Genomic DNA, 14,451 nt, shown 5'->3' with positions numbered 1-14,451 from the left:
AATGAATTTCTCGAACGATTTAAATATCATGGAGTCTGCAAAATCTGAGTTTCTTTTCTAGAATGATCTTTTTATCTTTTCTTGAAGCTCCGGTATTTTATGACTATCGTTTTTATTCTGCCTGTCCTGCTTTTGTCGTGTAGTAGTCAGGCTTCAGTTCCTCTCACTTCATCATTCGTTTCCGGCTACAGCATCGATGCAATTCTTTCTTCTTTCTTGCCTCCCATTCGTCTACCAAAATCTAACGTTGCCCCGCTGTTGCTGTTACATAAGAGGAAAAAAGGTTCGATAATCAGTTTGCCTATCTCAGAAAGGGGTTGGCTGCAGCCGAATAAAGGTACGACGTTTACTGGCTATCCATTCCAATTAAACCGTTATAGCAACGAAAACAAGGAACAGTCTAAAACCGACGGTAAATCTCCACCACCGCAGCAAGAGCAACAAAGCAAAAAGCAAAGCGATAAAGGGCAAGGCAGTTCTGGCTCTTCAGGTTCCTCAGGCTCTGGTGCTGCATCAGCATCGGCTTCCGGTAACGATGAGGGTCATGTCAGGCATCTTGAAAAACTGAAAGAAATACTCAAGGCTGCTGAAAAGTCATTGAAAACAATGGATCAGAAAAAAAATATTGATGACTTTAATGCAGAATTGGAAAGACTGTATGCCAAATCCCCCAATCTTTTGAAGGAGAAGGGTTCCCTGGAGAGCGCTGGATACCGTTGGAAAGCGATTCTGAGTCTGCTTAAGCATCATTTTCCGGGGAAGCTGGAAAAAGGTGAAATGCTACACGTTTTAATTGAATACCCCAAGCTAGAAAGCCTGCCAGAAAATTTAATCAGATTATTTGCCGGACGTGCGTTTCCGCAGCTTGTTTTACCTGAAGGGATGCCCAAAGAGTTATTAATTGACACGATTCTGGATGTTGCTAGCCCGTTAACTCTGAAGCTTATGCAAACTTACATTGGCTTCCCTCAGTGTCTTCACCAACTGGTTGGGTTGTTTATAACCCAGCTGCCATTGATGGCAATAGGTGAGACTAAAAACTTTATTTTTCAGGAGCAAACAGGCCATGTTAACGTTTTTTCTATTCGAAAAAATACTGAAGGGCGTCATCGCGTTTTTGTGGTTGATAGTTTAAGTGTTTTTAAGCGTTACTACGAAGATCAAGTTTATTCGAACTTGGCGCATTTTGTCACTTTAGCTTTAACACTGGCGTTAAAATATCATGGTTTTACTGACTCCCGGTTTTATTTCCTGCCTGAGCGTCAGGCGAGTGGCTTTGGCTGTGAGTCATTCATGCTACACGATCTCGCAACATTGTTGGAAGCCCCCATGTTAGCTGGTAACGGTTATTATGCGGACAAAGCCCCCCTTAGTAATGACAATATGGTGAAGTTTTTTTTGCAAATAATGTATCAGGTGGATGCCGAACAACTTGGTCGATTGCGACTCAATGGGGAGATTAAATATTTTACAGACGCAGCAGATAAACCGGCATTTGATACCCATGACCTGAACATCCTTATTATTATGGCGCTCCGGGCTTGGGAGGTGTCTGGGCTGGAACCGGATTTGTTTAAATTTTATCAGTTGCTTCAGTTTCCCCAGAGGTTTGCACACCTGACCCAAGGGCAGCAGCGTCTAAAACGGTTGCTTGAGAAATTCCCTGAAGAACGACAAAAAGAGGTGGACCAGGTAGTTGATGCAACACGGGGCTTGTTGTCCGGCAATGGGGGAGTCTGCAATAGCAACATTAACCTGGCTGCTACTCTGCTGTGGATGAAAATGAATATTGAGTTGCTGGAAATCAACCAGCCCGGGCAGGAAGAGTAAACGGAATATCCGGAATTTCGCCATCAACGACTATTCACATCATGAGATTAACTCAGCCCTGATAATTTGGTCGAGTGGTTGCCATAAGCCACTCTCTCAAAATTCCGGAAACGATTTATAAGCCTCTTTATAACCAGCCGCCCAGATCCTTCCAGCGGTTGACGATAGAGCAAAATAGCTCGGCAGTTTTCTCTGTGTCATAACGGGCAGAGTGGGCTTCACCCTTGTCGAAATGAATCTCTGCGGCCTCGCAGGCTCTGGCCAGCACGGTCTGCCCGTATGCCAGTCCGGACAGGGTGGCTGTATCAAAGCAGGAGAAGGGATGAAAAGGGTTGCGTTTGATATCACAGCGCTCTGCTGCGGCCATCAGAAAGCCAAGGTCAAATGATGCATTATGACCCACCAGCACTGCCCGGTTACAACCCTGTTTTTTAACTTCCTTGCGCACTGTTTTGAAGATACCGTTCAGTGCCTGCTCTTCTTCTGTGGCAATGCGAAGCGGGTGGAAGGGATCAATACCGATAAACTCTATCGCCGCCTGTTCAATATTGGCGCCTTCAAATGGTTTGATATGGAAAGACTGAGGCTTACCGGGGTGCACATAGCCGCTTTCATCCATTTCAATGACCACAGCTGCAATTTCCAGCAGGGCATCGGTGGCGGAATTGAAACCTCCGGTTTCTACATCCACCACAACAGGCAAAAAACCACGAAAGCGGTTGGCCATCAAATGGCTATCATCGACCACGGAATCTCCTTAATTCATTCAGAGTCAGTGGAAAGTCAGCCTTCTGAGGGCTGACTTTCCGGTCTTCAGTGTTAGTCCTGGGTTTGTAAACGCCAGTTCAGGGTTTCGCCTGCACGCAGAGGAATCACCTGATTGTCGCCCAGGGGGATAGACTCTGGCAATTGCCATTCTTCTTTAATCAGGGTTACAGAAGCCTGGTTTCTGGGTAGACCGTAAAAATCCGGACCAAAGTGGCTGGCAAATCCTTCCAGTTTATCCAGTGCATTCATGCTCTCAAAGGCTTCAGCATACAATTCCAGAGCTGCCGGTGCGGTATAGCAACCTGCACAGCCACAGGAGGTTTCTTTTGCATCTACCGTATGAGGTGCAGAGTCGGTGCCAAGGAAAAATTTCGGATTGCCACTGGTTGCGGCTTCCAGTAAGGCCTGCTGGTGGCTATTACGCTTCAGGATTGGCAGGCAGTAATAATGGGGGCGAATGCCTCCTGCCAGCATATCGTTGCGATTGTAAAGCAGGTGGTGTGCAGTAATCGTGGCGGCGACATTGCTGTGGCTGCTTTTGACAAATTCGACCGCATCAGCGGTGGTGATGTGTTCCATGACCACTTTCAGGTCAGGGTGCCGAAGAGTAATGTCTCGCAGGTAACGATCAATGAAAACTTTTTCACGATCGAAGATATCAATGTCTTTGTCAGTGACTTCAGCATGTACCAGCAGCAGCAGGCCAACCTCAGCCATGGTCTTCAGACTTTCCTCAATATTGTTGATATCAGTGACACCTGAGTCAGAGTTGGTGGTCGCTCCGGCTGGATAGAGCTTCAGAGCTTTGACATCGCCTCTGGCCTTGGCTTCACGAACCATTTCGGGGGTGGTGTTATCCGTCAGGTAAAGTGTCATCAGTGGTTCAAACTGACTACCAGCAGGCGCATGCTCAAGGATTCGGGCCTTGTAAGCGGCAGCATCATCGGCGTCCAGTACCGGTGGACGCAGATTAGGCATGACAATAGCCCGGGTAAAGTTTCTGGCTGCTGAACGCACTGTTTCAGCCAGGGCTGCGTCGTCTCTCAGGTGGATATGCCAGTCATCAGGACGTGTCAGGGAGAGCTTTTCTTTCGCTATGGGCATTTGCGTCATCTTCTGAAGAGTACCTGTTCCGGAAAAGAAAGGTTGACTGCTAAGTAGCAACAGTTTAATCGTGTTTTTATCTTGAGTCCGCTAAATACAGCACGGGATGATCAAAAAAGCACGTGAATAAAATGGAGTAGATTGGAGAGTTCAGGAGACCCCCTTCACCGGGCTAGCATCGTATCTAAAATCATGCAGGCTTGGTAGTAATATTTGCCGTTCAGAGCATGCCCTTCGATCAATTTGCAGGACTTCAAAGGCGTTGATTTTCAGTTGTTTGCACATTTTCGGTCTTTATCAGTTCAGGTGAAGTGCTTTTGAGATTCCCCGGTCTGGAAAATAGGGAAGCATTCGAGAATAATGGTGTCCGCTCTGTGGCTATCGGAAGTCGGTTGGGTAATTTCCACATCGGGCTTTCAGAGTTAAGAGGTAGCCATAAAAAATGGGAATATTGAATTAATATGTAGATTTTTTGAATAAATATTGATTTTCAATTTTGGATCATCAATACTCTTCAATCAATCAGGTTTACCGTATCGGGAATTGGGAGTGCACGGTGAAAGAGATCAAAAAAGTGGTACTGGCCTATTCGGGTGGACTGGATACCTCAGTCATTGCCAAATGGCTGGAAGATACTTATCAGTGCGAAGTTGTTACATTTACTGCGGATCTGGGTCAGGGTGAAGAAGTTGAGCCTGCCAGGGCCAAAGCAGAGGCACTGGGCATCAAAGAGATCTATATCGAAGATTTGCGTGAAGAGTTTGTTCGGGATTTTGTGTTTCCGATGTTCCGGGCCAATACCATCTATGAAGGCGAGTACCTGCTGGGTACTTCTATTGCCCGTCCTCTTATTTCCAAGCGTTTGATTGAAATTGCCAATGAGACGGGAGCCGATGCTATCTCCCACGGTGCTACCGGCAAGGGTAATGACCAGGTGCGTTTTGAACTGGGCGCTTATGCTCTGAAGCCAGGTGTACAGGTAATAGCTCCGTGGCGTGAGTGGGATCTGAATTCCCGTGAAAAACTGCTGGCCTATTGTGAAGAGCACGGTATACAGGTTGAAAAGAAGAAAGGTAAGTCTCCTTATTCTATGGATGCCAACTTGCTGCACATTTCATACGAAGGTGGCATCCTGGAAGATCCATGGGCTGAAGCCGAAGAGGATATGTGGCGCTGGAGTGTAGCTCCGGAAAATGCCCCGGATCAGCCACTGTATCTTGAGCTGACCTATAAGAAAGGTGATATCGTTGCCATCGATGGTCAGGAAATGACGCCCGCAACCGTTTTGACTTACCTGAACAAGGTGGGTGGAGAGAATGGTGTGGGTCGTCTGGACATCGTTGAGAATCGTTATGTCGGTATGAAGTCCCGTGGTTGCTACGAGACTCCGGGTGGAACCATCATGCTGAAAGCCCACAGGGCGATTGAGTCCATTACTCTTGATCGTGAAGTGGCACACCTGAAAGACGAACTGATGCCCAGGTATGCGAAACTGATTTACAACGGCTACTGGTGGTCTCCCGAGCGTGAGATGCTTCAGAAGATGATTGATGAAAGTCAGGGTTGCGTGAATGGTGTCGTACGTTTGAAACTCTATAAAGGTAATGTAACGGTTGTTGGTCGTCAGTCTGATGATTCCCTGTTTGATGAGAATATTGCCACCTTTGAAGATGATGCCGGTGCTTATGATCAGGCAGATGCTGAAGGCTTTATCAAGCTGAATGCATTGAGGCTGAGAATTGCTGCCAATAAGGGGCGTAATCCTGGTTAATTGAGTGAGTAAAATGTTGCTTTTTGAACTCAGTTCATCACCCGCCCCCTACTTCGGGTGTCCTAAAGCTTTCTAAAGCTTTGGTTCCCATGCCCCAGAGGCTGTCGCAAGAGTGCGAGCAAGGCTGAGACAAGGCAAAAAGTGGCAAAAAAGCGCAGTTTACAGCGAGTAAATGAGCATTTTGAGCCACTTTTTAACGCGGTATCAGCGAAGCGCGGCACTTTTGCGACAGCCTCGAAAGGGCTAGATCAGGCCGTTACTTGTGCATTTTACCTTCTGGATTGCTGAATTCATCGTTATTGAACACATCAACATGTTTGCGTTTTCGATGCATTCTTTTATGACAACAAAGTGCTTGAGCATTGTCACAGATCTTTCCGCATGGTCGCAGTTGGCCATCTTTCCCAATCATCTTTTCGTAACAGGTTTGTTGCCCGGTGTGCTCTCTTCTTTTATGATCCGACAGGGCTTTAGGATTCTTGCAGACCGTCCCGCATAGCTGAGGCTGGCCATCCTTCCTGATCACTTTTACGTCACAGGTTTTTTGCCCGGTGTGTTTTATTTTTTTGTGATACAGGAGGGCTACAGCATTCATGCAGACCGTTGCACATGGCTGCAGCTGACCATCCTCCCCGGGCACTGCTACGTCACAGGTTTTTTGTCCGCTGTGATATCCGGCTTTGTGATCTGACAGGGCTTTAACGTTCTTGAAGATCTTTCCGCATGGTCGCGTCTGGCCATCCTCTCCGACCAGGATTTCGGCACAGGTTTTTTGCCCGGTATGGCGTCTTCTTTTGTGTTCTGACAAGACCTGAACACTTTTGCAGACCGTCCCGCATGGCTGCGGCTGGCCATCTTCCCCGACCATGGTTACGTCACAGATTTTTTGCACGCTGTGGTTTCTTTTTTTGTGACCCCGCAGGGAGCGAGCATGTATGCAGACCTTACCGCACGGCTGGGGCTGACCATCCTTTCCAGCCACGATCGCGTCACAGATTTTTTGCTGATAGTCGTATTTGTTTCTGTGACCCGATGAGTCTTGAGGGTTTTTGCAGACCGTCCCACAGGAATCAGGCTGGCCGTTCTCTCCGACCAGGGTTTCGCCACAGGTTTGTTGCCCGGTATGGTGACTTCTTTTGTGATCTGACAAGACTTGAACACTTTTACAGAGCGTCCCGCACGGCTGCGGCTGGCCATCTTCCCCGACCAGGGTTACGTCACAGGTTTTTTCCACGCGGTGGTATGTTCTTTTGTGTTCCCGCAGGGAGCGAGCATGTAACAAGACTCTTCCGCATGGCTGCAGCTGACCATCCTCTACGGCCACGATCGTGTCACAGATTTGTTGCCCAGAGTGGCATCTGTTTTTGTGTTCCGACAGGTCTTGAGCGTTCTTGCAGACCGTCCCGCATGGACCAGGCTGGCCATCCTCCCTGACCAGGGTCACGTCACAGGTTTTTTGCCCGGTGTGAAATTTGCTTTTGTGAGTCGACAGAGTTGGAGAGTTTTTGAAGATCTTTGCACATGGCCGCAGATAACCATCCTCTGAGGCCACGATCTTGTTACAGATGAATTGCCTGTGGTGGTGCTTGCTTTTGTGACCCGACAGAGCCTTTTGGCAATGGGCAGTGGCTTCGAGAGCAAGGCAATCATTCTCTGGTATTGCCAGATCATCACTGACTGGTCCGGTAGATGCATTTGTATAGGCAGCCCCTGCGCTCATTGAGTCTAAAGCGAACCCATCCAGGGCGACCCCGTCTATAGGGTTGCAGTTATTAGCCGGGTTGACATCAATGTCATGCGCCTCTGCCTTAAATACTTTATCAGAATCAAATACTGGAGTGTCAGGGCAATTACCCAATAACCTGAAAATTGAGTTGTTTTGAGAATATGTAGTGTTTGGAGGATCAAAATAGTCCATGCAAATAAAACAGTATCCATTGACCAAATGAGAGCAAAAGCTATTTTCGGCTATCGAAACTTCTTCGATATCCAGCGTCCGTTCTGCGCGCCCCCCGGGATCGGATAATGGTCGGAATTGACAAACGCCATGACAGGGATGGATGAAACAATTTAAACCCAAAGTATGTGAGTCTTGATGAGGGCCTCGGTTACCGCCCCGATAGTCAGTATTCTGAGGGGCAATAAAAGAGCCTGCAGTGCGGGTGTTGGCTTGCGGAGCTTGCTGGTTGGACGATTCTGACGGCTGGTATTGATGTTGGTCGTGTCCGGAGCCAAACGTTACAGTAATGGCCTGATGCGGATGATCATGACTCGGCGCTTGTTGTTCTATGGCGTTAAACAGTGGTGAATCGGCGCTCCAATAGCTTTGCAAAAGCCAATCGACTAATGCAAGCACTTCTGGAGATAGCCGTGAAAAAGGGGATCTCAAGGGAGTCTTTTTGATGGTCAGGATCAGTTTGTAATCAACCAACATATGAGTGGCGAAAAGCAATGGCCAGGAAATCGACTCAATAAGGGGCGTTTTTACCCCATCACCATCGGGTCTCTGTGGTTTGTCATCGGGCGGTGAACCTGCTTCTGCATAGCCGCTTGAGTCGGTGATGTCTGATGATGAGCTGTGCCGTTCAAGCTTTATAGAGAGGCTCTGTTTTTGAAAGCCTGTATGCTGTTCAAACTCGACCAGCAAAGGTTTTGTCAGTGGTTTGGCCTGACAGATGGCAGGCAATGACAGGAACAGCAAAAATGGTGCTACAAAGAGTGGGTGTTTAATAATTCTATCCTTGCTATCCGGTTTCAGGAAGAAAAAATAGATCACCCTATGAAATAGAGTGTTGCAAAAAACCAGGTTCACATGCTCCAGCTCCGGGGCTCTGGGTTTCTCTCAAGTTGTCGATACAGGTTATTCTTTTCTACATTTCTCAAATTCACTTTTTGCAAATTGATAACCGGGAGCATCAGGAGCATAATAGAGTTCATTAAATAAGTCTTCGGTTTTAATCCTTGCTGACTCCCCAGACGTCCAGTGACCTTCAAATCTATCTTCACTGCCAGTTTGTGTTACTGTGAATAACACCTTACCCCTGTAGTAGACGAGATACCAAGTATCGCTATAGCCATCATGGATTGAGTAGTTACAATTTGAGTCAGTCACTTCCGGACCTTGTGAAATATCGGAAGGGTCAAGATGTTCAAGTAATTCAATGGCATTCCTGAATACCTGAATATCCGGGGTAGGGGATTCGACTTTATAATGCGCATCGTTTTCAATGAGAATAGTTATTAACGTATTCATGTGCTCTATGATTTCTGAAACAATGTCATCTGCTGTTGTGTTTGATTCATCAATTTCGATGTCAGGCACGGCGTTAGCAAGTGACTCAGAATACTCGTCTACTTCCTGTAACCTGTTTTTTTTCGCCTTTTGTCCTGTCGAACTTTCTGTGGAACTCAGCTTCTCTTCCTCACTACTATTGGATGCCTGTCGGAGTTTACAAACGCCATGACAGGAATCGACGTAACACTCCAAACCTAAAGTATGCTGGTCTTGTTCAGGGTCTTCTTTATCTTTGTTACATAAAGACGACAATAGTCTTTTGATAGAACCTGTAACATGGCGGGTTGCCCCTTGGGCTTGCCGACCCGATGATTCTGATGGTGGGTTTTGTTGGTTGCTTTGTTGTTTGTTTTGTCCTGGGAGCGTCATAGTGGTGATCGTAAACGGGTCATCCCGACTCAGTTGATCCATTGGGTTAAACAGCAATGAATCGGGGGTCCAATAGCTTTTTAAAAGCCAGCCGACAGCGACAAACACTTCTTCAGGTATCCATGAATAAGTTTTGCCCCTCAGGGCAGGGTTCCTGGTGTTCAGGGCCCATTCGTATGCAACCAGCACGTTAGAGGCGTAAAGCAATGGCCATGAAATAGACTCAATAAAGGTCATTGGTAGCCCGTAAACGCCAAGTTTGTGTGGTTTGTCATCAGGCGGCAAAAAAACTGCGTAGACATTTGTGTCGGGAAGGTGCTTCCGATTGTCCGGCAATGAAATAAGGCTGCGCTTAACAGAAAAGCTCTGAGTGTTCTGTTTATGCTCGACAACAAAATGTCTTATTAACGACTCTGCCTGACAGATGGTAGACAAAGGCGAAAGCAACAACATCAGTGCAGCAAAGAACGTTTGTTTCAATGTTCGATCCATGTGTTACTGGTTTTATAGTTGGAAATTCCTGCTGTGTTGTCCATTGCAACGCTTTGGAATAGAGCTGTCTTGATCATCAGCCTTCTTATGCACCTGAACATTCACAGGAGTTGTTTGCAGTTTACCTGACTGCTCTGTTTTTTCCTTTGTTCCTCAAATTCCCTTTTTGCAGATTGGTAACCCGGGCCATCAGGTGCATAATATAATTCATTAAATAAGACTTCGGTTTTAATGCTTACTGAAATCCCACATGTAAGAGCAGATGAAAAGCTTGTTTTATTTGCAGTGCGTATTATAGCGAACAGCATCTTGCCTCTGTAATAGACGTGATAATAAGCATAGCCATCGATATCGTCATCGCTATCGCTATCACCATAGGCATGATTGAGGTGATAGGCATTATAGAAATCAATCTCTGGATAGAGACTAAACGGTTCCAAGTCTGTTGAAATATCGGAAGGGTCAAGTAATTCAAGTATCTCGATGGCATTCTCAAATGTCTGAATATCCGGAGAAGGGGAATTCGCGTTGGCATGCACATCGTTTAACGTGTGATTAAATATTAATCGATTAATGTGCTTTATGATTTGTGAGACAAGCACACCTGCTTTGCTCGCGACTTTTGCGACAGCCTCATGGGTCTCTGGTTTAAGGGGATGTTCAGCTAGCTCACTACTATTGGATGATTGTCGGAGTTTACAAACACCATGACAGGAATTGACGAAACAATCTAAACCCAACGTATGCTGGTCTTGTTCAGGGCTCTCATTACCATCGTTAGAGCCAGACGACAGGGTGTTGGTGACAGAGCCTCTGACATGGCTGGTTGTCCCTGAGGCTTGCTGGCCAGATGATTCTGATGGCGGATTTTGTTTGTTGCTTTGTTGTTGGTCACTTTGTTGTTTGTTTTCTCCGGGGAGCGTCATAGTGTTGATCGTAAACGGATCATCCCGACTCAGTTGATCCCTCGGGTTAAACAGCAATGAATCGGGGTTCCAGTAACTTTTTAAAAGCCAGCCGACAGCGACAAATACTTCTTCAGGTATCCATGAATAAGGTTTGCCTCTCAGGGCAGGGTCCCTGGTGGTCTGGATCAGTTCGTATGCAAGCAGCACGTTGGTGGCGTAAAGTAATGGCCAGGAAATGGACTCAATAAAGGTCATTGGTAGCCCGTAACCCCCAGCTTTGTGTGGTTTGTCATCAGGCGGCAATAAAACTGTATAGCCTTTTGTGTCGGGAAGGTGCTTCCGATTGTCCAGCAACGAATTCAGGCTGCGCGTAACAGAAAAGCTCTGAGTGCTCTGTTTATGCTCGACAGCAAAACGTCTTCTTAACGAGTCTGCCTGACAGGTGGCAGACAAAGAGAAAAGCAGCAACAGGAATTTCGCAAAAAACGATCGTTTCATTATTCGATTCGTACATTACTGATTTTGGAATAAGGAAAGGTAGAGCAGGGCAGTGGCAATTCAAGAAAGTAAGTGTGTTTTGCCGTCAAAAACTAAATTCAGACATCACCGTTGTAAAAGTCTTTCTGAGCTTTGGTGACTTTTTTCAGATAGTTTCTTGATTCCTGTCTGGGGTGTTTGCGGGTGAGAGACCAATACGCTTCTTCTGGTTCCATCTCATTGAGGATTTCTATAGCCCGGGTGCGATTGGAATGGAAGGTTTTCAAAACATTGCCTGTTCCACCGTTGTAGGCAGAGATAATAGCGTAATGCTTTACCAGTGGATCTCTGACATTTTTCAGATAGCGGGTTTCAAGAAGGTGCAGATAAGCGGTGCCTGCATCAATATTGTTAAACGGGTTGAAAAGATAGTGTCTGCTGGGCTGTCCACTGCGACGTTTGACCAGCTTGAAAACATCTCTTCCTGCCGTTGATGGGATAATCTGCATAAGACCGTAGGCATTAGCATGGCTCACCGCGTAGGGGTTGAAACTGCTCTCTGTCCTCATGATCGCATAGATCAAACTTTCCTTAATCTTGTATCTTTGCGACATCTGTCGAACGATACCGGCGTATTGATACTGTCTTTTGATCATATGGTCGCCAACCAGATCAAGATCAACAGAGTAAACGGTACCCTTGCTGCTGGCACGAGTGGTTAACTGATGGTCGATCAGGTAGTCGGCAAACTGACTGGCCCGCCACTCCCAGCGTATGGGCTGCCCCTGATGGTCCACGACCTGTCCATAAAGCATGGGCTCTTCCCCGATGGGGACGGCTTTGTCGCTGAACAGGTCAACTTCATCAGGATTGTAAGGCGTCAGCAGGGTGACAATAATCGCTTGTTTCAGGTCTTCTCTATCCAGCGTTTCAACGTGAACCTTGCCCTGTTCGAAGTTAACAAATACCCGGGTGCGGTAATGGTTGGTGTATTTGACGTATTCCTTCCTGCTGGCACTTTTTTCGTCACCCCAGTTAACACGGGCCTCTGTTGACAGAATCCTGACCAGGGCTTCAAAGGCGATTACATCTTTCTGGATACTCTTGACGGCCTTAACCGTTGAGTAGACTTCAGCTGCAGGTCCACCCAACTCTCGAACCACAACATCAGTCGCATAGTTAACAGCTGAATGACTGGAGCAGCCTGAAAGCAGAGGGAACATCAGGCAGAGGGCAGCTATTCTCTGAGTCTTTTTGCTAGAGGTATCGGAAGGTTTTTCAGGATTGTCTGGCATTGACTGGTTCACTTCCCTGTGTTTTTTCCTTATCCCTGAAGTCCCCGGGATGCGCTTTTGTTCTGGATCATTTCGATTTTGTAGCCATCGGGGTCTTCTACAAAGGCGATCTCTGTCGTTCCGCCCTTGACCGGACCCGGTTCACGGGTGATCTTGCCACCGTTGGCACGGATGCTCTCACAGGTTGCATAGATATCATCAAAGCCAATGGCTATATGACCAAAACCCGTACCAGGGTCATAGTCACTGGTACCCCAGTTATACGTCAGTTCAATAACGGCCTGTTCTGATTCATCGGCATAGCCAACAAAAGCCAGAGTGTATTTGTATTGCTCGTTATCGTGCTTTCGAAGCAGTTTCATACCCAGGATATCAGTATAAAAAGCAATGGAGCGATCAAGGTCGCCCACTCGAAGCATAGTGTGGAGAAGTCTCACGGAAAGCTCCTGACATTGAGGTAAAGGAGTGTTGCAACAGAAGCCGCCATTTTATCGGAAACCCGAAGCAACAGACAGCGGGTTCGTTATATCCGTAACACAAAACCAGATAGTCTTTTATGAAGCCTTTGTATCGGGACTGGCTGAGATCCCCCGCAAGATCTATTTGGATGGCTTGGGAGTAATTCCTTTAATCGTTTTGCCATCCAGTTCACCACCTTTGAACTGAATCAGATAGTCTGAGCCGTTTTCTTTCTGATGCAGTTGCACAAGAACATAATCCCAGTCTTTGGCAAACCAGATCCAGGTCTCGCGGTCTTTATCTTCGCGAACCACTTTTACACGGGTCGTATTGAGTGGGCCGGCGGGTGTATTCAGTATTTCATCGGCTTCAATCACAAACCGCCTTTCGTAGACTTCATCATCCTCAACAATCGGGTAAACCAGCTCTTTTTTTCCAGCCTTCAAGTCCAGCCGAAGTTGAAGCTGGTATGAGAGAGGGTCCTGGGCGCCAGATTTAAATGAGATCTTTGATTGTTTCTCAGCCTGCTGCCAGGAGGCTTCCATGGATTTCCAGTCAAATCGGGCAGTTTTAGCCGGTTTGCTACCTATTCCCTTTCGCTCGTACTGGTAATCCTGGGGAAGTGCCTGACCCTTTTGTAGATTGAAGCGACTGGTTTCATCCAGACTGATGGAAGCAATGATGACCGATGCACTGGCCCCAAAATCCAGAACCCACTGGTCGCCCTCTTTTTTCAGACTGCGTGTACCTGAGCCACTGATACCGGAAACTTCCGCTTTATACTCCGCTGTGAATGGCTTTAACGTAGCTTCTGTGGGTTGTGCAATGGAAGGAGTGCTGGCGATCAAAAGGCCAGAAGCCAAAATGGCTGAGACGGTCTTGAAAGGGGTCATCAGGATAATTCCTTTTTAAGGGAATACCTCCTGCCAGGAACAGCGAGGTATTCACAGCTTATGGCCACTCATCAATGAAACCGTTTTTAATGCTCGAATCAACAAGAAAAGTCTAAAACGGAATCAGTTTGCCGTGGCGATACTTTTTTCAGATATACGATATCCTTGAGGGCCAAGCGGCTTTTTGTCAAGTAATATGGCATCGTTCTGGATTGTTATCCGGCCAGAAACAATCCAGTCTATAGCCTTGGGATAAAGGTGGTGTTCCATGACCTTGACTCTCTGTTCAAGCGTCTTCGCTGTATCAACATCAGTGATATCCAGCGTCGCCTGCATCACAACAGAACCACTGTCCAACTCTTCCGTGACATAGTGAACCGATGTTCCATGCTCTTTGTCACCGGCATCCAGTGCTGACTGATAGGTATTCAAACCTTTATGCCTGGGGAGCAGGGAAGGGTGTATATTGATCAGTTTTCCCTGATAGCGCTTAACAAAAGCACGGCTGAGTATGCGCATATAGCCTGCAAGTACAACCAGGTCAGGTTTAAACTCATCAATACGTTGCACCAGCTCAAGATCAAATGATTCCCGGCTTGAGAAACCTTTGTGGTCAAGGCTAAAGGTGTCAAGCTCCGCTTTCCGGGCTCTCTCCAGGCCATAGGCATCAGGACGGTTGCTGAGCACCCCGACCACCTGATAGCAATACTGTTTCTGCTGATCAAGAATGGCCTGTAAAGTGGTACCACTGCCCGATAGCAATACGACGACTCGATGGTTATCCGTCATT

Annotated in this window: 11 protein-coding genes; 2 read left to right on the top strand and 9 right to left on the bottom strand. The window is 47.0% G+C overall.

What is annotated here, in order from left to right; genetic code table 11:
* Nucleotides 1-597 precede the first annotated feature (597 nt).
* Entirely contained in the window at nt 598-1,830 is a 1,233-nt protein-coding gene (locus ACO6VG_RS23380) for a hypothetical protein (RefSeq protein WP_422134495.1), read from the top strand.
* Nucleotides 1,831-1,957: 127 nt separating this feature from the next.
* Here the strand turns inward: ACO6VG_RS23380 and rnt are convergent, their stop codons facing one another.
* Both rnt and pyrC read right to left on the bottom strand, forming a co-directional pair.
* Nucleotides 1,958-2,557: a ribonuclease T gene (gene rnt, locus ACO6VG_RS23375; RefSeq protein ID WP_317146564.1), complete on the bottom strand. Its 600-nt coding sequence runs from the start codon at nt 2,555-2,557 to the stop codon at nt 1,958-1,960.
* Nucleotides 2,558-2,649: 92 nt separating this feature from the next.
* Entirely contained in the window at nt 2,650-3,702 is a 1,053-nt protein-coding gene (pyrC, locus tag ACO6VG_RS23370) for a dihydroorotase (protein ID WP_422134494.1), read from the bottom strand.
* Nucleotides 3,703-4,258: 556 nt separating this feature from the next.
* Between pyrC and ACO6VG_RS23365 the strand changes: the two genes are divergently transcribed.
* Entirely contained in the window at nt 4,259-5,473 is a 1,215-nt protein-coding gene (locus ACO6VG_RS23365) for an argininosuccinate synthase (protein ID WP_422475865.1), read from the top strand.
* A gap of 256 nt (nt 5,474-5,729) precedes the next feature.
* Here ACO6VG_RS23365 and ACO6VG_RS23360 read toward each other — a convergent pair whose 3' ends face one another.
* The 7 genes from ACO6VG_RS23360 to purN all read right to left on the bottom strand — a co-directional run bounded on the left by ACO6VG_RS23360 (nt 5,730) and on the right by purN (nt 14,450).
* Complete coding sequence (locus tag ACO6VG_RS23360; RefSeq protein WP_422475863.1) at nt 5,730-8,285, bottom strand: hypothetical protein; 2,556 nt, start codon at nt 8,283-8,285, stop codon at nt 5,730-5,732.
* Nucleotides 8,286-8,333: 48 nt separating this feature from the next.
* Entirely contained in the window at nt 8,334-9,629 is a 1,296-nt protein-coding gene (locus tag ACO6VG_RS23355; protein ID WP_422134491.1) for a hypothetical protein, read from the bottom strand.
* Nucleotides 9,630-9,730: 101 nt separating this feature from the next.
* The gene (locus tag ACO6VG_RS23350; RefSeq protein WP_422134490.1) at nt 9,731-11,035 is read right to left on the bottom strand and encodes a hypothetical protein; all 1,305 of its coding nucleotides are present in this window, start codon (nt 11,033-11,035) and stop codon (nt 9,731-9,733) included.
* 98 nt (nt 11,036-11,133) lie between these two features.
* On the bottom strand, nt 11,134-12,309 hold the full coding sequence (mltC, locus tag ACO6VG_RS23345) for a membrane-bound lytic murein transglycosylase MltC (protein WP_422138462.1): 1,176 nt from the start codon (nt 12,307-12,309) through the stop codon (nt 11,134-11,136).
* A 29-nt stretch (nt 12,310-12,338) separates the two neighbouring features.
* A complete protein-coding gene (gloA, locus tag ACO6VG_RS23340) occupies nt 12,339-12,746 on the bottom strand; it encodes a lactoylglutathione lyase (protein WP_422134488.1) in 408 nt (135 codons plus the stop codon).
* A 162-nt stretch (nt 12,747-12,908) separates the two neighbouring features.
* Entirely contained in the window at nt 12,909-13,661 is a 753-nt protein-coding gene (locus ACO6VG_RS23335) for a DUF3108 domain-containing protein (protein ID WP_422134487.1), read from the bottom strand.
* 123 nt (nt 13,662-13,784) lie between these two features.
* Nucleotides 13,785-14,450 (bottom strand): phosphoribosylglycinamide formyltransferase, encoded by a 666-nt coding sequence (gene purN / locus ACO6VG_RS23330; protein WP_422475861.1) that lies wholly within the window; start codon nt 14,448-14,450, stop codon nt 13,785-13,787.
* Nucleotide 14,451 lies beyond the last annotated feature (1 nt).

The organism is Endozoicomonas sp. ALB032 (assembly GCF_049310125.1).
Lineage (GTDB): Bacteria > Pseudomonadota > Gammaproteobacteria > Pseudomonadales > Endozoicomonadaceae > Endozoicomonas_A.
This window is presented reverse-complemented; position numbering and strand designations above follow the sequence as displayed.

Bases quoted from the DNA above. Each gene is read 5' to 3' on its own strand.
- rnt (WP_317146564.1), bottom strand. From the start codon at position 2,557: ATGGCCAACCGCTTTCGTGGTTTTTTGCCTGTTGTGGTGGATGTAGAA.
- pyrC (WP_422134494.1), bottom strand. From the start codon at position 3,702: ATGCCCATAGCGAAAGAAAAGCTCTCCCTGACACGTCCTGATGACTGG.
- ACO6VG_RS23355 (WP_422134491.1), bottom strand. From the start codon at position 9,629: ATGGATCGAACATTGAAACAAACGTTCTTTGCTGCACTGATGTTGTTG.
- ACO6VG_RS23350 (WP_422134490.1), bottom strand. From the start codon at position 11,035: ATGAAACGATCGTTTTTTGCGAAATTCCTGTTGCTGCTTTTCTCTTTG.
- mltC (WP_422138462.1), bottom strand. From the start codon at position 12,309: ATGCCAGACAATCCTGAAAAACCTTCCGATACCTCTAGCAAAAAGACT.
- ACO6VG_RS23335 (WP_422134487.1), bottom strand. From the start codon at position 13,661: ATGACCCCTTTCAAGACCGTCTCAGCCATTTTGGCTTCTGGCCTTTTG.
- purN (WP_422475861.1), bottom strand. From the start codon at position 14,450: ATGACGGATAACCATCGAGTCGTCGTATTGCTATCGGGCAGTGGTACC.